Genomic DNA, 24980 nt, shown 5'->3' with positions numbered 1-24980 from the left:
GCGCTGGATTTTCCGCCAGTCGGCGGCTAGTCGAAGGTGAATTTTCCAGGGACACGCCTTTGCTGCTCCGTTCCACGCTCATTTATGCTCCGGCGATCCTGCTGACGCGAATTTCGGCGCTGCTCCTGCTGGTCGTGGTGACGCGTCTGATCGACCAGACCGAGTATGGCCTGCTCACGCTGGTGGTGACCGTCGGCGAAATGACCGACATTGCCGTCACAAACTGGCTGCGCATCGCCTTGCTCAGGCTTGGCGGCAAGGGCGAGGTCAGCCGCGGCAGCCTGATGCTGGCCGGGCAGGTGTTGCTTGCCACCACGGCACTGGCGCTGGTCATATCGGTAGGCGCGTCGGCGGTGGTCGTGCCGGAACGCTGGGTCGAGTTCGCGATCGCGGTCTGCGGCTATTTGGTCGCGGGATCCATCAGCCGCTTCGCGTTGACGGTGCTGCAGATGCAGCAGCGTCATTCGGTCTATTCGATGCTCGAAGCCTTGCGCGCCCTGCTGCAACTCGCGCTGCCGATCGGCGCCATCCTTATCTTCCAGGATACCTTTCTGACGGTATCGCTCGGCTCGAGCCTCGGCGCCTTAATTGCCGGCATCGTGGCGGGAATCATGGCATCCCGGCGGGTCGTTGCCGGTCCGCCGCGCTTCACCCACAGGGACTTCTTCGCGCTCGGTGTGCCGCTGATCATCATGGCGCTGGTAGGCTTCGGGCTCAACAGCGCGGAGCGTGTGTTCCTCAAGATCTATTACGATGCCAGCGCTGTGGCGATCTTCGCCGCCGCCTATGCACTGGCCCGCCAACCGATCGACATGGTCGCCAACGCCATCAACATGGGCGCCTTTCCCGAGGTGGTCAGCCGGTTTGACGAGGACGGGCCCGCGGCATCGGGTCGGCTGCTGTCACAGCTGATGGCATTGATGATGCGGCTTTGCCTGCCGATTGCAGCGATGCTGGTCGCGCTCAGCAGCGATATCACTGAGCTCATGCTGCCCTCGCAATATCACGGCCGCTTCGGCCTGCTGTTTCCGATCATTGCCTTCAGCGTGCTTTGTGCCAATCTCACGAGCTTCGTCTATGGCGTCGTGGTGCACGCACACAAGCGGCCGTGGCTGCTGATCATCGCCAATCTCTTCGGCTCGGTGGCGACAATCGCATTGTCCCTGCTGTTGATCCCTCCGATGGCGGAGATCGGCGCCGCTTTGGCGCTGGCGGGCGGATCGGTGGTGGGCTCCATAACCTGCATCATCATCAGCGAGCGGCTCACGCCGGTGCCGGTGCCGTGGCGCGACATCGGCGTTTCGGTGGTCATCTCGCTCAGCGCGGGGGTGGCCGCCAAGCTTGCCAGCATGGTGGTCGGCGACGTGCCGGCAATCTTCTCGCTTGTCGCTGGCGGCACCGCCGGCGCTGCGGTTTTCTTCGGGCTGACCTCATTGTTCCACCCTGTGGCAGCAATGCAATTCGTCGCCCAGCTGCGGGCGCGGCTACGGATCGCATAATTCGCAAGCGATCTGTAAGCAGGCCTTTCCTAGGCTTGCAAATACATGCCGCAGCTTGCGGAAATGGGCTCTTTGCGCATCGGACAGTCGTTCTCCGCGTGTTCGGGCCATAAGAGGGAGGCGCACGAGCGGTCTGCCAGCTGTCGCGCACCAGCGCAAAAGACCCGACGAATCCGCAGATCGCAGTTGGGTCAGGGACGGACGATTGAAAAGCTGCATCAACAAGGATTAGTTAGGTCCAGCTTTGTCGTCCAAATCTGAGGGGCAGCGTGATCTCCCGATCCAAGAAGGTTGAACAATTTCGCGCTCTTCATAAATCCGGCTGCTTCCTGATCCCCAACCCCTGGGACGTAGCCGGCGCGCGAATGATGGCTAGTCTGGGTTTTAGGGCGCTGGCGACCACATCTTCGGGCTACGCCTTTTCGAAGGGCAAGAAGGACGGGGCAAAGGAAGTCGGCCGCGACGAAAGCTTGGCATACGCTGCCGAGATCGCAGCCTCGACGATCATGCCAGTCACTGCCGATTTGGAAGATTGTTATGAAGACACACCAGAAGGCGTGGCTGAAACCGTCCGGCTTGCCGCCGAAGCGGGATTGGCTGGACTTTCGATCGAAGATCGACAACCAAACCCCGGCCAGCCAATACGCGATTTTGATACGGCAGTGGCACGTGTAGCGGCGGCGGTTGAAGCTGCTCGAAAATACGACGTCGTACTCACCGCCCGCGCCGATGGGATGGGTAAAGGCGTATATGGTCTCGACGAGGCAATTCGCCGCCTGAAGGCCTTCGAAGCTCTTGGCGCTGAGGTGCTGTATGCGCCGGGCGTCCCGGACCTGGCGTCCCTCGAGCAGATTTGCAGCTCTGTCAGTGCACCAGTGAATCATGTCCTTGGCCAAGGTGTTTCCGGCCTCACATTCGAGCAGATTGCCGAGGCCGGTGTACGGCGGATAAGCGTGGGCGGCTCACTTGCGCGCGCGGCTGGCGGAGCACTAATGAAAATATGCCAGGAGATCGCAACGGGGAAATATACGGCGTTGGAAAGCGCTCCGGCGTGGAACAGCCTTCGCGATCCTAAGCCTGTGGTCTAAGTTCGAAAGGGGGTCGAAGCCAGCGTTCCGGGCATTAGGCGCCGCGCACCTGGAACACGCCGTAGGCGAATCTATAAACCGGCGTTTCGGCGCCAGCGACGCTCCCAGAACTCCCGGCAGAGCAGCCCTGCATAGGCAGTGTTGGTGTCGTAGTAGCGGCGCCACAAGCGTCGCGGCTCCTGGACGACACGGAACAGCCACTCCAGGCCGGCCGCTTGTATCAGCCTCGGCGCACGGGCAACCTTGCCGCCATAGACGTCGAAACTGCCGCCCACGCCCATCACGAAGCTTGGGGCGAGTTCGTCGCGGTAGCGCTTGAGAAATCGCTCCTTGCGCGGTGTCGGCATGGCCACCAACAGGCAGTCGGCGCCCGAGGCGTTGATCGCCGCGACGATCCCGGCCTCGTCCTCCGGCTTGAAATAGCCGTTGCGCATCCCCGCTATGACCAGGCTCGGATGGTCCTTGGCAAGTCTCGTTCTAACCGCTTCGAGAACGTGCTGTTCGGCCCCCAGTAGATAGGGCCTGAACCCACGCTTCGCGCAGAGGCTCAGCAGATTGATCATGATGTCGACGCCCGCCACCCTCTCGGGCAGCGCGACGCCGCACAGACGTGCGCCCCAAAGCACGCCGATGCCGTCGACGTTGACCACGTCCGCCCCTGCAACGTCCTCGCGCAGTTCGGCATTCTGGCGCATGGTCACCAGCTTGGCGACATTCACGACCACATGATGCAGCGGCCGCCGCAGGGTCATCGCCTCGTCGGCGATGGCCAGCGTCTCGGCCATGGTCAGCGCATGGATCGGTGCGCCAAGGAACTCCCGGCGCCGTGATGCCAACAGGGAATGCTGCGCCCAAGCCGCGTCGTGCACGTTCATGCAGCCTGCTCCCTTGCAAGCGCCACTTGAGCGACCTCTGGTTTCTTGCCTTCGATACGGGCGTCGGGCTTGCGTGCCTTGCGCCAGGTCCACAGACCCCTTGTATCGACAAGCTTCTTGTCCTTGAGCGCTTCGGGGTCGACCAGATTGAACTGCCGATGGTCGACCAGGAGGACGACGATATCGCACTTGTCGATGGCCGAAAGTGCGTCGGTGAACACGATGCCTCTGCCCTCGAGCTCATGCGGCAGCGCATTTGTGTTGGGTTCAGCCGCAATGATCTTCACATTGGGGATATCGGACAGAAGCTTCACCACCTCGACGGCCGGGCTCTCGCGCAAATCGTCGATATTGGCTTTGAAGCTGAGGCCAAGACAGGCGATCGTCTGCTTGCGGGAGGGATCGAGCAAGGCCTCGATATCCCTGACCACCGACATCGGCCGCTCGGAATTGATCCGGCGTGCCGAAGCCATCAGCCGTGTGCTGTTGGGTGCGGCGTCGATGATAAAATATGGATCGACCGCAATGCAGTGACCGCCAACGCCCGGGCTCGGCTGGAGGATGTTCACGCGGGGGTGACGGTTGGCGAGATCGATCACCTCCCAGACATTGAGCGACAGATCCTGGCACACCGCTGCAAGCTCGTTGGCGAAGGCGATGTTGACGTCGCGGAACGCGTTCTCGGTCAGTTTCACCAGCTCAGCACTTTCGGCCGTCGTCATGAACAGGTCGCCGGTGACGAAGGTTGAATAGAGTACCGCGGTCCGTTCCGACGATTTGCGGGACAATCCGCCGATCGAACGATCATTGTTGATCAGCTCGGTCAGCACCTTTCCCGGCAGCACGCGCTCGGGCGAATAGGCAACCAGCACATCGGCGTCTTCGCCATGCAGGACAGGAAATTTGAGATCGGGCCGCAACTCGGCAAGCAGCCCGTTCATAATGCGTGTCGTGCCGACCGGCGATGTCGATTCCAACACCACAAGGTCTCCTCGCTTCAGCACCGCGGCGATGCTTCGTGCCGCCGCGAGCACGTAGGTCACGTCCGGCTTATGGTCGTGGGTCATCGGGGTCGGCACGGCGATGATATAGGCGTCCGCCGGCTGCGGCGTGCTGTAGGCCTTGAGCTTGCCGTTCGCCACGACCTTCTGGATCAAGCCATCGAGGTCCGGTTCGACGATGTGGATTTCGCCGCGGTTGACCTTCTCGACCACCGCTCCGTTGACATCGACGCCAATGACGTCGAGCCCGCGGCTGGCGAAAATCGCACAGGTCGGCAGGCCGATATAGCCCATGCCGATTACGGAAACGGTTTTGATTTCAGCCATGATGCAGCAGTTCCTCAACAATCCGGTTACTGGCCCGGCCATCGCCATATGGGTTGTGTCGTTCCGCCATGCCGCGATAGGCGGCCGGATCGTCGAGCAGACGATTGGCGTTGAACAGGATTTTCTCGACATCGGTGCCGACGAGACGGGCGGTGCCGGCCACGATCCCCTCGGGTCGCTCGGTATTTTCGCGCATCACCAGCACCGGCTTGCCGAGCGAAGGCGCTTCTTCCTGCACGCCGCCGCTATCGGTAAGCACCAGATAGCTCTGCTTCTGCAGGTACAGAAACGGCAGATAGTCCTGCGGCTCGACCAGATAGATATTCGGCACGCCTTCCAGCTCTGCGTTGACCACCGAGCGCACATTGGGGTTTGGATGGACAGGGTAGACGATCTGCACGTCTCCGCGCGCCGCCAATCCCTTCAATGCCGTACAGATGCGCTGGATGCCGCCGTCGAAATTCTCGCGGCGATGGCCGGTGACGAGGATCATTTTCTTGGAAGGGTCGAGGAAGGGGAAGCGGGCGGCGAGCTTCGCGTTCATCAGCCTGTCGGCATCGATCGCGCCTGAAAAATGCAACAGCGTGTCGATCACCGTGTTACCGGTCACGAAGATGGTGCTTTCGGCTTTTCCTTCGGCGATGAGGTTGTCGCGCGCCTGAACGGTCGGCGCAAAATGCCAGGTGGCGATGTCGCCGGCAATCTTGCGGTTCAGTTCTTCAGGAAACGGCGAGTTGATGTTGTGGCTGCGCAATCCTGCCTCGACATGAGCGACCGGAATGCGCTTGTAGAACGCAGCCAGAGCCGCGGCCATCGCGGTGGTGGTGTCGCCCTGTACCATGACGATATCGGGCTTCGCCTTGTCCAGCACCTCGGCCATGCCCAGGAGCACGCGCGAGGTCACGTCGAACAGCGACTGGCCGGGTTGCATGATGTCGAGGTCGTGATGCACCGGCAGGCCGGTCAGCTCGACAACCTGGTCGACCATCTCGCGATGCTGGGCGGTGATGCATATTTCGGTGATAAAACCTGGATGAGCAAGAGCGGCACGCGCCACCGGAAAGCATTTGAGCGCCTCCGGCCTCGTGCCGAACACGATCAGCAGTTTCTGCCTCGACGGCAGTTTTGGACGTGAAAGGACGTTCATCGCTGATCCTGGTCGCCTGCAGCCCTCGGGACATGCCGACTATTGCCCGCAAGAGCCATAATAGCGCCGGAAAACGCCTTCGTGATCTCAATTCTTAATATATGATTAACAACCAAGGCCGTGTTCTCCCGGGTTAACTCTTGTGAAAGGTTGGGCTGACAAGTAGTCTATAGTGATAGTCTTGAAAAAGAATATATTGGATTGACTAATATTTTAATCATCGGCCACGCCGACGCATCCCGGCGCTGGGAAAACGAGCTTCTGGCGCGGTTGAGTGCGGCTGGACACGCGGTTTCGAGTTGCCGCGCGCCGGCGCCTGCACCCAATGCACGCGGGATGGATAATGTGCTGGCGCTCGAGGGCCGGCGCTTCGGTCCCTCAATGGCAAGCCGTTCCGAGCCGTTGCCGTCCGGCGATACCGGCCCCACCGACCTTATAATCGATCTCACCGCTACCGCCGCACGACGGGACACGCCGGTCCTGACGCTCGAATTTTGTGGCCACAGCAGCTTTGCCGCGGGCATGACCGAGATGCTGGCGAGCGGGCAATCGCCCGAACTCACCACCCGCCTCGACGGCGTTGCGGTCGCCAGGGCGCGGCCGATGGTCAGCGATCGGCTCTGGCTGTCCCGCAGCAGCAACGACCTGCTCGCCGGGGCGATCTCCCTGGTTGCCCAATGTGTCGCCCGCTTTTCCGCGGGCAAACTTGTGCCGATCGCCGAGAGCCCGGCGCCGACCCTGAAGAAAGGCGGCTTTATCAGGCACTATCTGCCTTTTTTCGGCAGGGGGCTGGTCGACCGCGCCGTGCAAAAACTGCGACGCGGCCGGCGCCCCTTCTATTGGCAGGTTGCCTACCGGCTGATCGACGGGCCAGGCGTCGCCGAGACCGGACAACTCGACGGTAAGCCGTTCACCGTGCTTGCCGATGACGGGCAGCGATTCTACGCCGATCCATTCGTTCTCGATCGCGACGGCCGCCATTTTCTGTTTGTCGAGGAATTTCCCTACGCCACGGGCCGCGGGGTGATTTCCGTCGCCGAACTTGGCACCGACGGCACTTTCGGCGTACCGAGGGTGGTGCTGGAGGAAGCGCATCACCTGTCATATCCGCAGGTGTTCGCTCGCTCTGGCGAGATTTTCATGATCGCGGAAAGTGCTGCGGCGCGCGAAGTGGTACTCTACCGTGCCATGCAGTTTCCGGATCGCTGGGTACGCGACACGGTGCTGATGACGGACAGGGATTTCAACGACGCCACGCTGCTCGAATCCGACGGTCGCTTTTGGCTGTTGGGGACGGAGCGGTTCGGTCACGGCAGCGCGTCGGACACGATGGCCGTCTATTCTGCCCCGGCGCTTCGCGGGCCCTGGGTCGCGCATGCGCTCAATCCGGTCGCCGTCGACCACTCGGCCACTCGGCCGGGCGGCGCTTTCATCCGCCAGGGGGACGCTTTGCTGCTGCCGGTGCAAAACGGGTCTAGAGCCTATGGCGGCGGCCTGGGGTTGATGCGGCTGGATCGGCTTGACGACTTCGATGTCCTGTTTGCACCGCCCCGCCCAATCGATCCGGGGCCGGCATGGGCGCGGGCGGGCATTCACACGCTCAATCGCGCAGGCAATGTCGAGGTTGTGGATAGCGCCGGCTGACGCGTCTGGAGCCTGCGCTTATCCAAGCCGATCCAGTTTCGGCTCGGATGCGACAGCGGTCGAGGATGTGCTCTTCGGCTGGTTTCTATACGGCACGTTTCTATAGGCAAGCAGCAACACCACGATAGTCGTGATATCCGGCGCTTTTGACGAGAGCGCGTTGTTCGACAGCGCAGCAAGCAGGAATGTCATGGTGCCGATCCATGCCGGCAGCGGCGCCGCGCGCAGCAGCCGAAAAATGAACCAGAATACCAGCACTATAAAGAGCACGGCTATCGGCAAGCCGAAGAGCATGATGATGACCACCGGCGCGCTCTCGATGAAGGGCAGATGCAGCTTCTCGTTGACGATCGCCAGGAGGTCGTCGACGTTCATGCCAAACAGGATGTCTTTCCAGCTAACAAGTCCGAATATCTGGTAGATCGTCACCCGCGCCATGAAATTCTCGTCAAAGATCGTGTTGCCGAATCGATTCAGCAGCCCGCCCGAAAACAGTATGGCCACCAGCACTGCGCCGCCCACCAGGGCGAACAGCAGCACGACGGACTTGGCCTGCCGCTGGTGCTTGAGAGTCAGGCGCGGCCAAGGCACGAACAGCAGCAGAATGAGGGTTTCTCCGGCAGCGAGCATCAGGGCGGCGCGGGCACCTGACGCAGCACAACCGACGAGCAACACGAGAATCGATGCCACCCGCACCCATATGCGCCAGCGCGTCAGCGGCACGAATCCGATGGCTGTGGCGCAGAGCGCGCCTAGTGCCAGTGGGTGCGCCGATAGGCCGATTGGCCTGAACTGCAGTTCGTTGAGACCGTAAGGCATAAATCGATGTTGAGTCACCGCCTCGATCGTGCCGAGCACAGCGCTAAGGATCACCATTCCAAGCACGACGTCGCCCAACGCCCGCCGCACTTCCGCGTTCAAGGCCAGCATCAACAGGCCTGCGGCGCCCGCCACCAGATAAGTATCGATGATGAACCCGGAGGAGCCCGCACGGCCGGTGACGAACAGATAGGGCACCAGCGCGAACATCAGCACCGAATAGCGGATCAACGCTTTGAATATTCCAATTTCGTCGCCCTGCAGCAGAAACGGTCGGCTGAAAAGAACGACGGCAAGCACCAGGAAGATCGCGTAGGTGCCGAAATGCAGCTTCTCGTAGAACGAGCCCCCCTGGGCCGTATAGTTTACGACCATGTTCATCACCTGCGGTGACACCGTAAAGCGAAGCAGGAGCGCGAAGGCCGCGCATAGGAAAAACAGCAGCGACAGCGCGTTCTGACGGCGCGCTCGACTGGACAACAATCGTTCCGATGCGGCAGCGGGATAGCTCATGGCCCATCCAGGTGAAGGTATTCAAACGGCATTCCGGGCAACGAGATCCCTTCAACGTCCGCCGGACGGACAGCGTGAGCGGTAAAATGGGGCAACTTGGAAAATAAGATGTTAACGATGTTTCTGTAGAGCAGGCCAAGCGTAATGATTTAACTAGGGTTGTCACCATGTCTGCCGGTTCCGGCACACCCCCCATCTCCGCGACGGCTTCCAACAACAGTGCATTCGAGCGAATCGCCAACGCGCGGCGCAGGGCAATGTTGCAACAGCATGGCCCAGCCGCGGCGCACAACTCCGCACCTGTGACGCCGCAACCACCCGAGCCCGTCGCGACGGTGACCCTGGACAAGATCGGCGATTTCCTCGAGCTCGATTTTCGACGCCTGTTCGTCTGGCTGCGGGCCGGCCTCGCTCTGGCGTGCATGCTGGCGGTAATCGGCGGCATTGTCGGCGGCGCCTATGCATTGCTGAGCAAGCAGCGTTACACCGTCACGACGGAGGTACTCATCAACCCTTCCAATTTGCAGGTTGTGGAAAACGACCTCTACTCGCAACCGGGCCAGGTCGATAGCCAGCTGCTCAGCACGCGCAGCAAGCAGCGCATCTTGACCTCGGGCAACGTGCTTTCCCGTGTGGTGGACGAACTGAATCTGACTCACGATCCAGAGTTTTTCGATCCAGACCGGAGCACACCCCCGTCTGGCGCTGTGGCGAGTGGCAGCAAGCCCGACCCGAGGCTTGTCGCCTTGAAGAACCTAGCGGACCGGGTAGACGCCACCGCGGACCCAACCTCGTTTGTCACAACCCTCTCGGTATCTGCGGAAACCACCGCCAAGGCGATCCTGATCTCGCAGGCCATAGTCAAAACCTTCCAGGAAGAACTCGCCAAGGCCGAAGCTGCCGGTGCCAGCCGTGCCGCGGCTGCCCTCGACAGCCGCCTTGGCCAACTCAAGAGCGACGTGCAGGCTGCCGAAGAGAAGGTCGAGAGCTACAGGCGCAGCCACAACCTGTCCTCCAGCAATGGCCAGCTCGTCAGTTCGCAGACGATGACGCAGCTCAACGGCGAAATCGTCGATGCGCAATCGCGCGTCATCGCTGCGCAGTCAAGTTACGACGCCTTGATTGCATCCGGCATCAATGGGGCCAATCCCGACCCCACGGTTTCGGAAGCGCTCGCGGCGCTGCGCGACAGGTCAAACAGCCTGCGGCAGCAGATCGATTCACAGTCCATGACCTTCGGTCCGCGCCACCCGACGATTGTCAGGCTCAGGACGGAACTCGAGACCGTCAACTCGCAACTCCGGGCGGAGTTCTCGCGCACCGTCGGCACGGCAAAGGCCAACCTTGACAAGGCCAAGGCTTCATTGGCTTCTCTCAACGTCAGGATGAACGATCTGAAGGGCAACGTTTTCACCGACAGCGAGTCCGAAGTCGCCCTGCGTGAGCTTGAACGCGATGCCGCCTCGAAGAGAGCGGTCTATGAGAGCTTCCTGTCGCGTGCGCGCCAAATCAGCGAGCGCGAGCAGATCGACACCACAAACGTACAGGTGATTTCGACCGCGGTGCCGCCACCAGGGCGCTCATGGCCCCCGCGCACTCCCCTGGTGGCAGGCGTGGGAGCGTTCGCAGGCTTTGCCCTGGGCATGCTGCTGGCCATTGGCATGGGCATCGTCCGCGACATGCGCCGGCCGCCGAACCGATCAGGTCTTGCCGCCAGCCGAGCCTGAAGCGGGGCATGGCGAAGCGCATCGTTTTCCACATTGCCAGCCTGAGGGGCGGCGGCGCCGAGCGTGTATTCGTCCTGATGGCAAATGAACTGGCGTCGCGTGGCCACGAGGTCACGCTTTTTACCTGGAACGCGGAAGGGCCTAACGCCGCGCTGCGCTCCGCTGCCGTGCATCTGGTCGACTTCGGCCTTCCCTTGCGCGGCGAGGGTTACGCCAAGTCGGCGACGCTGAAAGGCATCGTGCGAAGCGCAAATTTGTTCCGCCGCCTTGATCCCGATGCGGTCTATAGCGCCCCGGAATTCGCCAATCTGGTGATGGCGCTGGCGCTTATGTTGGCCAGAAGCCGAGCAAAATTCTTTCCAAGCTTCCACGCCGCTGCCTCGCTGCCTGCCAGCGGCCTCGGCGCGAGGATGGCGATCTGGCTTTCCGCGCTGGTTGCAGCGCGCGCGACCAAAGCCATCGCCGTTTCGGTGGGTGTCGGCCGTGACATTGTCACCCGCGGCTTTCCCAAGTCCAAGGTCGTGGTCATCAACAACCCGCTGCCGCCGGCTGAAGCACCGCAGGGGAATTCCTATGCCTGGCAGGCAAAATTGGCAGCGATGGGCGATGGCCCGGTCATCGCCACCGCCGGGCGCCTGGTGCCGGTCAAGGATCACCGGACTTTGCTGCGGGCCTTCGCTGCCGTGCGCGCCGGCCGCCCTGCCCGGCTTGTCATCTTCGGCGAAGGCCCGCTGGCTGCCGAATTGTACGCCTATGCCGAACAGACCGGCATAGGCGCGGACGTGCTCTTTGCCGGCTACGTCAACGATCCTGCAGCCTGTTATGCCGCAGCCGATCTGTTCGTCCTTACATCCACCAGCGAAGGCTTTGGCAATGTGTTGGTCGAGGCGATGGCTGCCGGTGTCCCCGTAATCTCCACCGATGCGCCGCATGGACCGCGCGAGATTCTCGGTGACGGCCGTTTCGGTGCGCTGGTCCCGGTTGGAGACGCCGCAGCCCTGGCGAAGGCGATGACCGAAATGCTGGACCACCCCACCCCTGCTGCCGTCCTGAAAAGCAGGGCGGCGGATTTCACAGTCGACAAGATCGGCGATCGGTACAAAGCCTTGCTCTAATTGTCGCGCACGGCCAGCAGATCGCGGTGGCATGTGATCGGAGTGGTCGCGCTTTCATTTATGCGAATCTCTCGACGATCAGCCGCAACGGCCGTGCTCTTTCAAGAAAAGCCTTTTGCGCACCCGCTGTCGGTTACCGTCCAGGTCGGCGCGCTGGTATTCGGATGACACCGACCTTCGGAAAATTGCTCGAGGAGATGTCCAGGCGCAGCCGATGGCCGGCACGGAAGTCCTGGCTGATTTCGGCGGCAAGCGAGTCATCTCAAGACAGAAAACCGGTTGCGCAAACGTTTCGATGGCACTAGCTTTGGGAAAGTCACAACGGCCGCCCCAGGCGGATTCAAAGATTGTGAGACTGGGAAACGCAAGATTTCGAGGAGGAGCGTGCGTGCGCTTGCCCGTCACCACGTCGAGGACGACAGCTCCGCGATGACGACGATCGTTGAGGTCGCTCGCAGGGCAGGCGTGTCGGTGTCGACCGTTTCGCACGTCGTCAATCGAACCCGCTATGTCTCCCCGGCCACCGCCCGATCGGTGAGTGAGGCGATCGCTGCTCTCGGCTATCTGCCCAACAATGTCGCGCGCTCGCTGAAGCGAGCCTCGACGAGCAGCGTCGGCCTGGCGATTTCGGCGATTTCAAATCCCTATTTCAGCGACATCATCTGCGCCGTCGAGACCGAGTGTGCGCGCCTTGGGCTCATGGTGTTCCTGTCGGATACGCAGGATGATCCGGACAAGGAGCTGGCTGTCGTCCAGGCACTGCACCAGCGGCGCGTCGACGGGATCATCCTGGCGCCCTCTGCCGCGCCGCAAGCCGTATTGCGATATCTCTCGGAACGGTCCCTGCCCTGCGTCTTGATCGACCGACTGCCCGACGATCGCTTTGATCAGGTCGGTGTCGAGAATTTCAAGGCCATCCGCGCGCTGATCGATCACGTCGTGTCCTTCGGGCATCGCCACATCGGTTTCGTTGCCGGACAGCGGGGATTTGCCACCACGTTGGAGCGCATCGATGGATTTCGCGCCGCACTGGCGGCCAACGGCCTGGAGTTTGTGCCAGACTACGTCGTGACGGGAAACGCGACCACCGCCAGTGCGAGCGCCGCCGCCCATGCCCTGCTGTCGCTGCCGCTGCCGCCGACTGCCCTGGTGACCGGCAACAATCTGTCGACGATCGGCGTGATGCGCGCTGTCCGTGAGCGAGGGCTCGCTGTCCCCAAGGACATATCGCTGGTCGGCTTCGACGATTTCGAATGGGCCGACTACTTCGAGCCGCGACTGACGCTGGTCGAACAACCCTGCGACGATTTGGGCAGGCAGGCAGCCGCGTTGCTGATTGAGCGGATTGGACTTCCGGATGGCCAGCGACGCACGGTTCGCCTTGAGCCGACGCTGCGCCTGCGCGCATCCTGCGGGAGACCGGCATGACTTCGCCACTCCTGACCATGAATGGCGTCGTCAAACGCTTCGGTGGTGTTCATGCTTTGCGCGGCGTCGATTTCGAACTGCGGGCGGGCGAGATCCATGCGCTGCTGGGCGAGAACGGCGCCGGCAAGTCGACACTGATGAACATCCTATCCGGTGTGCACGCCCCTGACGAAGGAACGGTCACGATCGATGGCGCACCAGTGCATTTTGCCAATCCGCGCGAAGCCCAGGCCGCCGGCATCGCCACGATCTTCCAGGAACTCGATCTCGTGCCTGGCCTCGATGTTGCGGCCAATCTTTTCCTCGGCCGCGAGTTGGTCAACCCCGGCGGTTTTCTCGATGTTGCAAGCATGCGCGAAGAAGCCCGCACCCGGCTGACCGCCATCGAGTTGGACATCGATGTCGAACGGCCCGTCGGCGAACTGTCGATCGGGCATCGTCAGGTCGTGGCAATCGTCAAGGCTCTGTCCTATGCATCGCGTGTCCTGATCATGGACGAGCCGACGGCGGCCCTGACGGTCAGCGAGGTGGACAGGCTCTTCACCATCATGCGCAAGCTCAGCGCCACCGGCGTGGGCATCGTCTACATCTCGCATCGGCTTGAGGAGGTTCCCAAAGTCGCGGACCGGGTAACGGTGATGCGCGACGGCCGGGTGGCCGGGACGACAGCCCCAGACGCACCGCAGGCCGAACTGGTCAGCCTTCTCGTCGGCCGGCCCCTGGAGGAACTTTACCCGAAACGCACACGCGCGGCAGGTCGCCGGCTCCTTCATCTCAAGGACGCCCGTTTCCATCCCGTTCGAGCGAGCGCCGGCTGGCAGGTTCCCCAAAAGGTTTCGCTCGATGTACATGAGGGCGAAATTGTCGGGCTGGCGGGCGTCATGGGTGCCGGCCGTACCGAGTTGCTCAGCGCGCTCTACGGCACCGGCCTGGCCGGCCGTTGGGCCGGCACCGTCGAGGTCGACGATCGCCCCGTGCGCCTCGAGTCCATCAGAGCTGCGCGCAGGGCCGGCGTCGCCTTCGTCACCGACGACAGGCGAGGAAGCGGGCTGATGCTGCGCACAGCCGTCGGCCGCAACCTGATCATGTCAGTGCTGCGACGGATCTCGCCGCGTGGCTTCATGTCGATGGCACGCGAAGCAGCCGCGGTGGCGCGCTCGTTCGGCCAATTCGACATACGACCGCGCAATGCCGCCATCCCGGTCGGCGCGCTGTCGGGTGGCAACCAGCAGAAAGTGGTGCTTGCCAAGGAGATCCTCGGCAATCCGCGGCTGCTATTGCTGGATGAACCGACCCGTGGCGTCGACGTCGGCGCCAAGGCGGAAATCTATGCCAGGCTTCGCGATCTGGCATCGCAAGGCCTCGGCATACTCGTCGCCTCGAGCGAAATGCCTGAGCTGATTGGCCTGTGCGATCGCATTGTGGTTCTTCGGGAGGGGTGCAACGTGGCGGAATTCAAAAGCGGCGTCGATGAACACACGGTGCTTGCCGCCGCAACCGGAAAGGCCTCCTGATGTTCGACACCAGCACGGCAGATACCGACCTGCCGAGCGGCAAGACAGCTCAGAAGCGGCGCGATCCGCTTGCACTCATCGTTCGGTTCCAGAGCCTGATCGGCTTGGTGGTCGTTGTGATCGGCGGCATCATCTTCTCGCCGCGCCGGCACGGACAGATACTGTTCATCGCCCCGGACAACATCGCCAACATCGTACGCGCCGTGTCCGAGACCGGCATCATCGCGATCGGCATGACTTTCGTCATCATCACTGCGGGCATCGACCTCTCGGTTGGCGCTTTGCTTGGCCTGGCCAGTGTCGTTACGGCCACGATGATGATCAATGGCGGCGTTGGCCTCGTGCCGACGATCCTTGCCGTGCTTCTTGCCGGTGTGGTCTTCGGTGCCGTTCAGGGCTCGATCTCGACGCGCTTCCGCCTCGAGCCCTTCATCGTGACCCTCGCGGGCCTTCAGGCCGCGCGCGGTCTGGCCTTGGTCGTCTCGGGCAACGAATACATCAACATCTCCTATGGCGACGGACCCGGGCTTGCCCCGGCTGTGTTTGCCATTCTGGGCGAGCGCCTGTTCAACAATGTGGTGCCGGTGGCGACCATCGTCTTCATCGCTTTTGCGGCGATCGCCACCGTGGTTCTCAACACCACCCGCTTTGGCCGCTATGTCTTTGCCGTCGGCGGCAATGAGCGGGCGGCGCGCCTCTCGGGCGTTCCCGTGTCCGCCGTCAAGATCACCGTCTATGCGATCACCGGCTTTGCGGCCGCTCTCGCCGGCATCGTCCATGCAGGGCAGTTCAACTTCGGCAGTGCCAATGATGGCGCCGGTTACGAACTTACCGCCATCGCCGCGGTCGTCATCGGCGGCACCAGCCTGTTCGGCGGAGCCGGATCGATGATCGGCACGGTCGCCGGCACGATCATGCTCGGCGCGCTCGCCAACGTCCTGCAGCTCAACAACATCACGCCCGCCCTGCAATTGCTCGCGACAGCCGCGATCATCATCCTGGCGGCAGTTCTTCAGTCCCTCGTCCGTCGCCGCGAAGGTCTGGTCCGTTAAGTGGGCGACATTGGAAGACTCCGGACGCCCAACTTACCCTGCGTCGGGAGAGTGAAGCTCAGCAAACCAACAGTCGAGCCAAGGGCATCGACAGGAAGGAAACAACCATGGTTATCAGGAGCACACGCAATAGCAGACAAAGGGCCTGGCAAACGTGTCTGCTTGCCGGGACCTTTCTCGCAGCCGCTGGAGGGGCTCAAGCTGCGGACCCGTTGGTCAAGGCATGCTCCAAGACCGGCGAATTCGTGGTCGGCTTTTCTCAGGCCAACAATGCCGAGCCGTATCGCCAGCACGTCAATGACGAACTCACCGCCGCCGCCAAGGCAGTGCCCCAGTTCACCTTGCAGATCGCCGATGGCGCCGGCAGCGTGAACACCCAGACCTCGCAGGTCGACAATTTCATCACCCAGAAGGTCGACCTGCTGCTGATATCGCCCTTCGAAGCATCGCCGCTGACGCCGGCGGTGAAGCGGGCCATGGAGGCCGGCATCCCCGTCATCGAGCTCGACCGCAAGACGGTCGGCGATCCGGGCAAGGACTACACGGCCTTTATTGGCGGCGACAATTACAAGATCGCCTTCGAAGCCGGCAAATACACCGCCACGAAACTGCTTCCTGACGGCGGTGAAGTTGCCGTTCTGGAAGGGCTGCCCAGTTCGACCCCTGCCGTGGAACGGCTCAACGGCTTCAAGGACGGCGTCAAGAAGAACGACAAGATCAAGGTCGTCGCCGAGCAGGCAGCGGACTGGCTGCCGGACAAGGCACAGACGGCGTTTGCCGCCATGCTGCAGGCCAATCCCGATATCAAAATGGTCTACGCGAGCAACGACATGATGGCCGCCGGAGCGCGGCTTGCCGCCAAGGGCGCCGGCAAGGAAGGGCAGATCAAGATCATCGGCACCGACGGCCTGCCAGGTCCTGCCGGCGGCATCCGGGCCGTTGCTGAAGGCGAATGGGCTGCAACCTTCACTTATCCGACGGGCGCCAAGGAGGCGATCGATATGGCAAAGTCGGTTCTTCTCGATTGCGCCACATCCGTCGAGCCGACGGTCACCGTGGCAACGACGGCGATCACGCCGGAAAACGCCAAGCAGATGATGGGTAAATAAAAATTGCGTGGCAATTGCGGTGCGGAGATCGAATTGGCACCTCCGCACCGTGTTAGCGCGTCGTTTTCGCTCATCGGCCGGCCTTCGGCAACGGCGAGGGTATCCAGGGCCCAATCAGATCGACCGTCGCTGCTCCGAAACAGCAAGAATGGAAGCCTCGGGAAGCCGCCATTAACTTTTCGTTAACCATGCCGGGCTAGCCTTAACCAATCAGTAAGGACTCGCCTCTGTGACCTGCGTCGCTCCCATCCAAAACAAGTCCATACGCTTTCGAGCACGCTCGTTTGTAGCCTTCACCCTCACCCCTGAGGCCCCGTTGGGGGAATGGCTGCAAAGCCTGGATCACTGGACCGAAAACTCTCCCGGCTTTTTTGCCGGCCGCCCGGTCGTGCTCGACCTGAATATGCTGAAGCCGGAGGTGGGCGAGATCGAAGATCTGGTCTCACAGCTCGCGGCGCGCGGGATCCGTGTCTACGCGATCGAAGCCGATGGCAACATTGCTCTTGATGCCGATCTGCCGCCGCTCCTCGTTGGCGCCAAGGAAGCCACCGCTGACGCGATTTACGTGCAGCCGGACCCGAAGGTTGCCTCAGAGTTCAAGACCGAAGAGCCGGAGGCGCCGAACTCGCTGATGATCAAGGCGCCGATCCGCTCCGGCCAGTCGGTCTTTCACCCCGATGGCGATGTGGTCATTGTCGGCTCCGTCAGTTCCGGTTCCGAAATCATCGCCGGGGGGTCGATCCACGTCTACGGCACGCTGCGTGGACGTGCGTTCGCCGGCGCAACAGGAAATTCCGCGGCTCGTATCTTTTGCCGGAAAAACGAAGCCGAACTTCTGGCGGTGGACGGCTGGTACCGCACCGCCGAGGAGATGGACGCCTCCTCGCGAGGAAGGCCGGTCCAGGCTTTTCTCGAGGACGGCGCACTTTGCGTCGCACCGCTCAATTAACAAAACATTGGAGGCACAAATATGGGCAAGGTAGTGGTTGTCACATCCGGCAAAGGGGGTGTCGGCAAGACGACCTCGACGGCCGCTCTCGGCGCCGCGGTCGCGAAAACCGGCAAGCGGGTGGCCCTCGTCGATTTCGACGTTGGCCTGCGCAATCTCGATCTGATCATGGGCGCCGAGCGGCGCGTCGTTTTCGATATCGTCAACGTCATTCAGGGAACCGCCAAGCTTTCGCAGGCGCTGATCCGTGACAAGCGGCTCGACACGCTGTTCCTGCTGCCGGCTTCGCAAACGCGCGACAAGGATGCTCTCACCGAGGAAGGCGTCGCCGACGTAATCGACAAGCTGCGCTCGGTTTTCGACTACGTCTTCTGCGACAGTCCGGCCGGCATAGAGCGGGGCGCGCAACTTGCCATGCGCTTTGCCGACGAGGCGGTTATCGTGACCAATCCGGAAGTGAGTTCGGTCCGCGATTCCGATCGCATCATCGGCCTGCTCGACTCCAGGACGATGAAAGCCGAACAGGGTGAATCGATCGCCAAACACGTCCTCGTCACGCGCTACGATGCTGCGCGCGCTGCCCGCGGCGAGATGCTCAGTATCGATGACGTTCTCGAGATCCTGTCCACGCCCTTGCTGGGAATAATTCCCGAGAGCCAGGATGTGCTGCGCGCATCCAATGTGGGCGCGCCGGTTACGCTCAGCGAAAACACGAACCCCGCTGCACGCGCCTATATCGACGCAGCAAGAAGACTTGAGGGCGAGGACCTGCCGGTCATCTTGCCTTTCGAGCGGAGGGGCCTCCTCGACCGGCTGTTGGGAAGGAGGGCAGCATGAACCTGCTCGACATCTTCAAGCGCCGCGGCAGCGCGCCGGTGGCGCGCGAGCGCTTGCAACTGCTGTTGGCTTACGAGCGCCGCAACCGCAACCAGCCCGATCTCGTCTCCGTGTTGCGCGAGGAGATCATGGCTGTAATCGCCAGGCATGTTCAGGTCGACCAGGATTTCCTGCAGGTGAGCATGGATCACGGCGAAACGACGTCGAGGCTGGAGATCGACATCCAGATCCCCAACAAAGTCGCAATGCCCATGGCCGCCGCGTTCTAGCAGAACCTCACAGCCAAGCCTTGCATCGGCTGCTCATGTGGGCGCGATGGGCCTTATCTCGCGGTGCCACATTTGATCGCGTTTGATCCTGGCCCTCGCTGGAGACTCGCGCACGGTTTGGGTCAGAAGCCATGCCGTTTGCATTTGGTAGAGAAGCCCCGCGACTGGATCCAGCCGCGGGGCGCAAATTGAGTTCTCGACGGACCTGCCGTCAAATGTTGGCGAGCAATTCGTTGACGCGGCTTTCCATGTCGGCAAGGGCAGTGTCGACGTCCTTCTGGCCACTGATTGCGGCACTCATCTCTTCGCCGATAATGTCCTGGATCGCAAACTGGCGCTGTACGGCGGACGGCAGCGGCTTGCCGAGATCGGCGACCGCAGAGATCGTGTTGCGATGCGGCAGGGCCTTGAAGGCGTCCGAGGTGATGACGGCCTTATAGGCCGGCAGGTGACCGGTGCGCGACCACTCAAAGTCGTTGTCGGCGAAGAACTTCAGGAATTTGCCGATGGCCGCGGTCTGTTCAGGTGTGCGGTCTTTCTGCGACACGGCCCAGGTGTGGCCGTCGGCATATTGCGCATGGGCGCCGCCAAACAGCTGCGGATATGGATAGACCGCATAACCGCCCTTGTTGAGCGCCGTACCCTTGGTTTCGGACTGGGCGTTGTAGTCGCCGACCACCCAGGTGCCGTTAAGGTGGACGCCACCCTCGCCGGCAAGGAAGGCGTTGATCGAGCCGCCATAATCGAGGTCCTTGGTGGTGTAGCCCTTCTCGAAGATCGCCTTGTACATCTCGACGACCTTCTTGGCTTCCGGCGTATTCAACTTCACATGCTTCGGATCGGCAAAGAAATCGGAACCCTGCTGGAAAAGATAGGTGTAGAGATTGCGTGTGTAGAGTGCAGTCTCATTGGTCAGGTTCTGGACGAAGTAAGGCTTGCCGGTTTTCTGCTTGAACTGTTCGGCCTGGGCGAGCAGTTCCTCGGGCGACTTTGGAAAGATCGGCGTACCGTCGGCATTGACGAGGCCGGCTTGTTTGAACAGATCCATGTTGACGTGATAGAGCATCGTCCAGCTGTCGATCGGCAGGCCATAGATCTTGCCGTCTTTGGTGGCGCCATTGCGCGCCGCGTCGGTGAAGGCGTCGGGTGTCACGCCGACCGACTTCAAGAGATCGTCGAGCGGCATCAACAGGCCCTTCGACTGATAATCCGACAATACGGATTCATGGATCGTGACGATGTCCGGAGCGTCGCCTGAAGCGAACTGCGCGGTCAGCTGATCATAACCCGGCCATTCCACCGTGGTGACGTTGACGTGGACATCGGGATTGTCGGCGTTGAACTTGTTGATCAGCGAGGTGATGATGCCGCATTCGCCAACGGCCTTGGTGGGATCGGTGTTGGTGCCGAAATCGGCATCGCAGGCGCCGAAAAAGCGCTGCACACTCAGTTCCGTCGCCGCAAAGCTTGGACTTGCAAGCATCATTGCGCCCACAGAGACTGCGGCAAACAGTATTTTCTTCAGTTTCATATCAGTTCCTCCTACTGAGTTTCCGCCACTCCACCCTGGATTGGCCTTCGTACTTCAATCGCTGCGCATTCCCCGGCCGGTAATTTTCGTTATCTCACCGCAGCGCCGGAGACCGCCGTGACGATGTATTTCTGGAAAAACAGGTAGACGATCAGGATTGGTGCACCGGCGAACACCGCCTGCGCCATCAGGAAGCCGATGCCTTCGGACTGGGCGAAATTGGTCTGTGTCGAGGCCATGCCGACCGTCAGCGTGAACATGTCCTTCTTCGTTGCCGAAATCAGCGGCCAGAAGTAATCGTTCCACGCGCCGAGAAAGGTGAAGATGCCGAGCGTCGCCTGTGCGGGCAGCGTGAGCGGCAGAAGCACCTTCCAGAAAATCCTGAAGCGGCCGGCATTGTCCAGCATGGCGGCTTCGTCCAGCTCCTTCGGGATGGCCTTGAAATATTGGGTCATCAGGAAGACGCCGAACGGAGCCGAAAGGCCTGGCAGAATGAGCCCTTGATAGGTGTTGTGGAACTTCAGCATGCTGAATATCTGGTGGCGGGCGACAAGCACTGCCTGTTCCGGGACCGCCAGGCCGAACAGCACGATCACGAACAGCACGTCCCGGCCGGGGAAATTCAGCCGTGCAAAGCCGTAGCCGGCGAGCGACGACAGGATCAACGTGCCGAGCGTCAATCCGCCCGAGACGATGATGCTGTTGCGCACCCAGATGAACACCGACGAAGTGCCGACGGTGTTGATGTAGTTCTTCAGTGTATAGGGCGCGTGGAACACCGAATTCGGATCGGCCATCAGCTCTGCATTGTCCTTGAGCGACAGGCCGATGACCCACAGAACCGGCGCGATCATGACGATCGAAAGCAGGATGACGAGGGCCAGCAACAAATGGTCGCCAAATGCCCGTCCCTTGATGGAAACTGCTGGGGCGCTCATGCCTGGTCTCCCCTGCTGCGTGTGACCAGGTACTGGGCCATGGCCGCGATCAGGATGAGGATGAACAGGATTTCCGATGCCGCGGCACCCAAGCCGAGATCCCAGCGACGGAATGCGGTGTCGTAGATGTAGAGCACGAGCGGTTTGGTCAGGTTGTTCGGGCCGCCGCGCGTCATCAGCCAGGCCTGGCCGAACAGCTGGAATTGCAGCACGATCTGGATAATGATCACCAGGATGAAGGTCCGTTTGATCGACGGCAGCGTGATCGAGCGTAACGTCTGCCAGCGATTGGCATTGTCCAGGGCTGCCGCTTCGTAAATATCCTGCGGAATCTGCTGGAGCGCCGAGAGAAAGAGCATCATCGGCAGGCCGATGCACCACCAGATGGTGGCAATGGCGATGCCGACCATCGCAAGGTTGGGATCGGAAATGAAAGCCGGGGCAGTTGCGCCGAACCATCCGTAGATCGTCGATAACAGGCCGACATTCGGAATGAAAACGATGCGCCAGATCAGCGTGACGATGGTGACCGACAGCACCGAGGAGGAAAAGAACAGGGTCCGCAGCACCGCGGCAGTGCGCGTGCGGCGATTGAGGCAAAGCGCCAGAAAAAGGCCGATCAGCGCCAGCGTCGGCACCGTCAGCAGCACGAAGTAGAAGGTGTTCCAGATCGATTGAAGGAAGACCTTATCGTGATACAGCCTGACGTAATTGCCGAAACCGACAAAATTTCCGGACGAGAACGTGTCGGCCTTGTGGAAACTCAGCCACATCCCCCAGAGCAGCGGGAAGAGCAGCAGCGTCGTGAAGAAAAACAAGAATGGCGCAACGAAAATGAAGTTTCGCCATTGCGGCGCATAGATGTCGGCGGTCGGGGCTCTGACGCCGGCGGCGAGCGTCGCGGTCGGGGTCATCGCCAGCCGGTCAACCATGTCAGGCCTCCCTCGCGTGCCAGGCGCGGCCGGTCTCGTTGAACAGATGCGATTTCTGGCCGTCGAAGGCGAGCCCGATCCGGTCGCCGACGGCGACGCGGCTGTTACCGGCATCCGAGCCGACGATCTGCTGGCCATCGCCCAGCCGCGCGTAGATCAGGGTGCGTTCGCCGAGCCGCTCGAGCACATCGACCACGCCGTCGGCATTGCCCTGTCCGGCGGCAACGATGCGGACGTCTTCCGAACGGATGCCGAAGGTGTACTTGCCATCGGTCAATTGGCTGGAGGCGATCTCGGTCTGCACCGATATGCCGTCCGCAAACCTGGCCGTGACGTTCTCTCCGGATTTGTCGAGCGTCGCGTCGACAAAGTTCATTGCCGGCGCACCGACGAAACCGGCGACGAATTTGGTCGCCGGGCGCTCGTAGATCTCCATCGGAGTGCCGATCTGATCGATCTTGCGATTGTTCATGACGACGATGCGGTCGGCGAGCGTCATTGCCTCGACCTGATCGTGGGTGACGAAGATCATTGTCGACTGCAGGCGCTGGTGAAGCTGGGCAAGTTCGATGCGGGTGCGGGTGCGCAACGCCGCATCGAGATTGGAGAGCGGCTCGTCGAACAGGAAGGCCTTCGGCTCCTTGACGATCGCACGGCCGATGGCGACGCGCTGGCGCTGACCGCCGGAGAGCTGGCCCGGCTTGCGATCGAGCAAATGCGGCATTTCGAGGATGCGGGCGGCTTCGTTGATGCGCGCCTCGATGACCTTGCCTGGTACGCCGATATTCGCAAGTCCGAAGGCCATGTTGTCGCGCACCGTCATGTGCGGATAAAGCGCATAGGACTGGAACACCATGGCAATGCCGCGCTTGCCCGGCGGCAGATGATCGATGCGCTCATTGTTGATGGCAATCTCGCCGCTATCGACAGCTTCGAGACCGGCAATCATTCGAAGAAGCGTCGATTTTCCGCAACCGGACGGCCCCAGAAACACGATGAATTCGCGTGCCCTTATGGAGAGCGACAGATGATCCAGCACCGTCATGGCACCGAACTGCTTGCTCACATTCCTGATCTCGATATCGGCCGTCACGTTGACGCTCCTCCTCAGCGTTTGCGCTTTCTCGATGATCCGCCCCGAAGTCAGAGCCTCAGGCGTATGACTTGGTAGGAATAGGCCGGCAGCGACAGGCTCAGCTTGCCGCCGATGACCGAGGCGCCCTCACCCTTCCTGGGGCCGACTTTGCTTGGGTTTTCGGCCGAATTGACGGCTTTCAGATCGGCGTGTGCCATCACTTGGTGATCGACGATCTCCGCTGCGCCGAAGCCGGTGAAGTCGACCACTGTTTCGATTGCCTCGCTCGAATGGCGGTTGACGGCAAAGAAGGTGACGTGGCCGGTTTGCCTGTCGTGCACACCGGCGACATCGACATAGGCGACGTCGCCCGCAACGGTGGATTTGTAGGTCGGGCTTTCCACCTTGAGATCCAGCGCATTGCCGCGGCCGTAGGTAGAAGCAAACAGATAGGGGTAAAAAATCGTCTGGCGCCATGCCGGGCCATTCGGAACGGTCATGATCGGCGCAATGACGTTGACCAGTTGCGCCAGGCAGGCGATCTTGACGACATCGGAACGGCGGATGAAGGTGTTGAGGATCAGGCCGACCTGCAGCACATCCTCGAAATTGTAGATGTCTTCGAGCAACGGCGGAGCAAAGGGCCAACCGTCGCTGCCGCCGAGTATTTTCTTGTCCTGCTCCTTGGAATGGTACCAGACGTTCCATTCGTCGAATGAGATGTAGACCTGCTTGTTGGAGCGCTTCTTGGCCTTGATATAGTCGATGACGCCGGCGACCGAGACAATGTAGTCGTCGAGCTTTTCGCTCATGGCGAGATAGTTCGGAGCGTCGTTGGCTTCGTTGTCAAAATACATGTGCAGCGAGATGTGGTCGACTTCGTTGTAGGTATGGTCGAGAACGGTCGCTTCCCATTCAGGGTAGGTCGGCATCTTGGCATTCGAAGAGCCGCAGATCACGAGCTCGAGCGACTTGGAGAAGGCGCGCATGGCCTTGGCCGTCTCATGCGCCAGCCGGCCATACTCGTCCGCGGTCTTGTGGCCGATCTGCCAAGGACCGTCCATTTCGTTGCCGAGGCACCAGAGCTTGACGTCGAAGGGCTCCTTGCGGCCGTTGGCGATGCGCTTGTCGCTCCATTTACTGCCGCCGGGATGGTTGGCGTACTCCAGAAGGTTGCGTGCTTCGTCGAGGCCGCGCGAGCCGAGATTGACGGCAAGCATCATCTCGGTGTTGGCGGAGGTGCACCAATCGGCAAATTCATGCAGCCCGACTTCGTTGCTTTCCGACGTGTGCCAGGCGAGGTCGAGCCGCACCGGGCGCTCCTCCTTGGGGCCGATGCCGTCTTCCCAATTGTAGGCGGAGACGAAATTGCCGCCGGGATAGCGGACGATCGGAACATTTAGTTCCCTGACGAGATCGATGACGTCCTGACGCATGCCATTGGCATCCGCCGTCGGATGGCCTGGCTCGTAGATGCCGGTATAAACTGCCCGCCCGAGATGCTCGATGAAGGATCCGTAGAGCCTCGGATCGATTTCCGAGACAACATAGTGCGGATGTGCCGTAACGGCTGCCTTCATGCATTCCTCCC

At 61.4% G+C, this 24980-nt stretch carries 22 protein-coding genes; 12 read left to right on the top strand and 10 right to left on the bottom strand.

Annotated features, from left to right (window positions below; all coding sequences use genetic code 11):
- Positions 1 to 59: 59 nt before the first annotated feature.
- Positions 60 to 1499: a lipopolysaccharide biosynthesis protein gene (locus tag NKJ94_RS10835; protein WP_352524878.1), complete on the top strand. Its 1440-nt coding sequence runs from the start codon at positions 60 to 62 to the stop codon at positions 1497 to 1499.
- 269 nt (positions 1500 to 1768) lie between these two features.
- Positions 1769 to 2587, top strand: a complete 819-nt coding sequence (locus tag NKJ94_RS10830; protein WP_352524877.1) for an isocitrate lyase/PEP mutase family protein — start codon at positions 1769 to 1771, stop codon at positions 2585 to 2587.
- A gap of 71 nt (positions 2588 to 2658) precedes the next feature.
- On the opposite strand, the gene NKJ94_RS10825 is transcribed toward NKJ94_RS10830, so the two are convergent.
- Genes NKJ94_RS10825 through wecB form a run of 3 tightly spaced genes read right to left on the bottom strand, consistent with a single transcriptional unit; the run spans position 2659 to position 5937 of the window.
- Complete coding sequence (locus tag NKJ94_RS10825; protein ID WP_352524875.1) at positions 2659 to 3462, bottom strand: WecB/TagA/CpsF family glycosyltransferase; 804 nt, start codon at positions 3460 to 3462, stop codon at positions 2659 to 2661.
- Entirely contained in the window at positions 3459 to 4790 is a 1332-nt protein-coding gene (gene wecC, locus NKJ94_RS10820; protein WP_352524873.1) for a UDP-N-acetyl-D-mannosamine dehydrogenase, read from the bottom strand. The genes NKJ94_RS10825 and wecC overlap by 4 nt, the downstream gene beginning before the upstream one ends.
- Positions 4783 to 5937, bottom strand: coding sequence for a non-hydrolyzing UDP-N-acetylglucosamine 2-epimerase (gene wecB / locus NKJ94_RS10815; protein ID WP_352524871.1), 1155 nt, complete (start codon positions 5935 to 5937; stop codon positions 4783 to 4785). The genes wecC and wecB overlap by 8 nt, the downstream gene beginning before the upstream one ends.
- 201 nt (positions 5938 to 6138) lie before the next feature.
- Here wecB and NKJ94_RS10810 point away from each other — a divergent pair, with 201 nt between their 5' ends.
- A complete protein-coding gene (locus NKJ94_RS10810) occupies positions 6139 to 7581 on the top strand; it encodes a glucosamine inositolphosphorylceramide transferase family protein (RefSeq protein WP_352524869.1) in 1443 nt (480 codons plus the stop codon).
- Between the two features lie 18 nt (positions 7582 to 7599).
- Here the strand turns inward: NKJ94_RS10810 and NKJ94_RS10805 are convergent, their stop codons facing one another.
- The gene (locus NKJ94_RS10805; protein ID WP_352524867.1) at positions 7600 to 8913 is read right to left on the bottom strand and encodes a VpsF family polysaccharide biosynthesis protein; all 1314 of its coding nucleotides are present in this window, start codon (positions 8911 to 8913) and stop codon (positions 7600 to 7602) included.
- A 167-nt stretch (positions 8914 to 9080) separates the two neighbouring features.
- On the opposite strand from NKJ94_RS10805, the gene NKJ94_RS10800 reads away from it, so the two are divergent.
- On the top strand, positions 9081 to 10640 hold the full coding sequence (locus tag NKJ94_RS10800; RefSeq protein WP_352524865.1) for a GumC family protein: 1560 nt from the start codon (positions 9081 to 9083) through the stop codon (positions 10638 to 10640).
- Between the two features lie 8 nt (positions 10641 to 10648).
- Complete coding sequence (locus NKJ94_RS10795) at positions 10649 to 11755, top strand: glycosyltransferase (RefSeq protein ID WP_352524864.1); 1107 nt, start codon at positions 10649 to 10651, stop codon at positions 11753 to 11755.
- Positions 11756 to 11888: 133 nt separating this feature from the next.
- Here NKJ94_RS10795 and NKJ94_RS10790 read toward each other — a convergent pair whose 3' ends face one another.
- Positions 11889 to 11966, bottom strand: a complete 78-nt coding sequence (locus NKJ94_RS10790; RefSeq protein ID WP_352524967.1) for a hypothetical protein — start codon at positions 11964 to 11966, stop codon at positions 11889 to 11891.
- Positions 11967 to 12184: 218 nt separating this feature from the next.
- Here NKJ94_RS10790 and NKJ94_RS10785 point away from each other — a divergent pair, with 218 nt between their 5' ends.
- The 7 genes from NKJ94_RS10785 (at position 12185) to minE (ending at position 18913) form a co-directional block, all read left to right on the top strand.
- Positions 12185 to 13183: a LacI family DNA-binding transcriptional regulator gene (locus tag NKJ94_RS10785; protein WP_352524965.1), complete on the top strand. Its 999-nt coding sequence runs from the start codon at positions 12185 to 12187 to the stop codon at positions 13181 to 13183.
- Positions 13180 to 14697, top strand: a complete 1518-nt coding sequence (locus NKJ94_RS10780; protein ID WP_352524863.1) for a sugar ABC transporter ATP-binding protein — start codon at positions 13180 to 13182, stop codon at positions 14695 to 14697. The genes NKJ94_RS10785 and NKJ94_RS10780 overlap by 4 nt, the downstream gene beginning before the upstream one ends.
- Complete coding sequence (locus NKJ94_RS10775) at positions 14697 to 15749, top strand: ABC transporter permease (protein ID WP_352524862.1); 1053 nt, start codon at positions 14697 to 14699, stop codon at positions 15747 to 15749. The genes NKJ94_RS10780 and NKJ94_RS10775 overlap by 1 nt, the downstream gene beginning before the upstream one ends.
- Positions 15750 to 15856: 107 nt before the next feature.
- Positions 15857 to 16858, top strand: a complete 1002-nt coding sequence (locus tag NKJ94_RS10770; protein WP_352524861.1) for a substrate-binding domain-containing protein — start codon at positions 15857 to 15859, stop codon at positions 16856 to 16858.
- Between the two features lie 229 nt (positions 16859 to 17087).
- Positions 17088 to 17807, top strand: a complete 720-nt coding sequence (gene minC, locus NKJ94_RS10765; RefSeq protein ID WP_352524860.1) for a septum site-determining protein MinC — start codon at positions 17088 to 17090, stop codon at positions 17805 to 17807.
- Between the two features lie 21 nt (positions 17808 to 17828).
- A complete protein-coding gene (minD, locus tag NKJ94_RS10760; protein WP_352472499.1) occupies positions 17829 to 18644 on the top strand; it encodes a septum site-determining protein MinD in 816 nt (271 codons plus the stop codon).
- Entirely contained in the window at positions 18641 to 18913 is a 273-nt protein-coding gene (minE, locus tag NKJ94_RS10755) for a cell division topological specificity factor MinE (protein ID WP_352524859.1), read from the top strand. The genes minD and minE overlap by 4 nt, the downstream gene beginning before the upstream one ends.
- A 211-nt stretch (positions 18914 to 19124) precedes the next feature.
- Here minE and NKJ94_RS10750 read toward each other — a convergent pair whose 3' ends face one another.
- From NKJ94_RS10750 to arfA, 5 genes are all read right to left on the bottom strand, one after another.
- A complete protein-coding gene (locus NKJ94_RS10750) occupies positions 19125 to 20444 on the bottom strand; it encodes an ABC transporter substrate-binding protein (protein WP_352524857.1) in 1320 nt (439 codons plus the stop codon).
- 89 nt (positions 20445 to 20533) lie between these two features.
- On the bottom strand, positions 20534 to 21382 hold the full coding sequence (locus NKJ94_RS10745) for a carbohydrate ABC transporter permease (RefSeq protein WP_352524856.1): 849 nt from the start codon (positions 21380 to 21382) through the stop codon (positions 20534 to 20536).
- Positions 21379 to 22296 (bottom strand): carbohydrate ABC transporter permease, encoded by a 918-nt coding sequence (locus tag NKJ94_RS10740; protein ID WP_352524963.1) that lies wholly within the window; start codon positions 22294 to 22296, stop codon positions 21379 to 21381. The genes NKJ94_RS10745 and NKJ94_RS10740 overlap by 4 nt, the downstream gene beginning before the upstream one ends.
- Positions 22297 to 22315: 19 nt before the next feature.
- Positions 22316 to 23407, bottom strand: coding sequence for an ABC transporter ATP-binding protein (locus tag NKJ94_RS10735; RefSeq protein WP_352524855.1), 1092 nt, complete (start codon positions 23405 to 23407; stop codon positions 22316 to 22318).
- Between the two features lie 50 nt (positions 23408 to 23457).
- Positions 23458 to 24969: an arabinosylfuranosidase ArfA gene (arfA, locus tag NKJ94_RS10730; RefSeq protein ID WP_352524854.1), complete on the bottom strand. Its 1512-nt coding sequence runs from the start codon at positions 24967 to 24969 to the stop codon at positions 23458 to 23460.
- Positions 24970 to 24980 lie beyond the last annotated feature (11 nt).

This window comes from Mesorhizobium sp. M0060 (assembly GCF_040323155.1).
Taxonomy (GTDB): Bacteria; Pseudomonadota; Alphaproteobacteria; order Rhizobiales; family Rhizobiaceae; genus Mesorhizobium.
The sequence above is the reverse complement of the archived record's forward strand: the minus strand, read 5'-3'. Positions and strand labels throughout refer to the sequence as shown.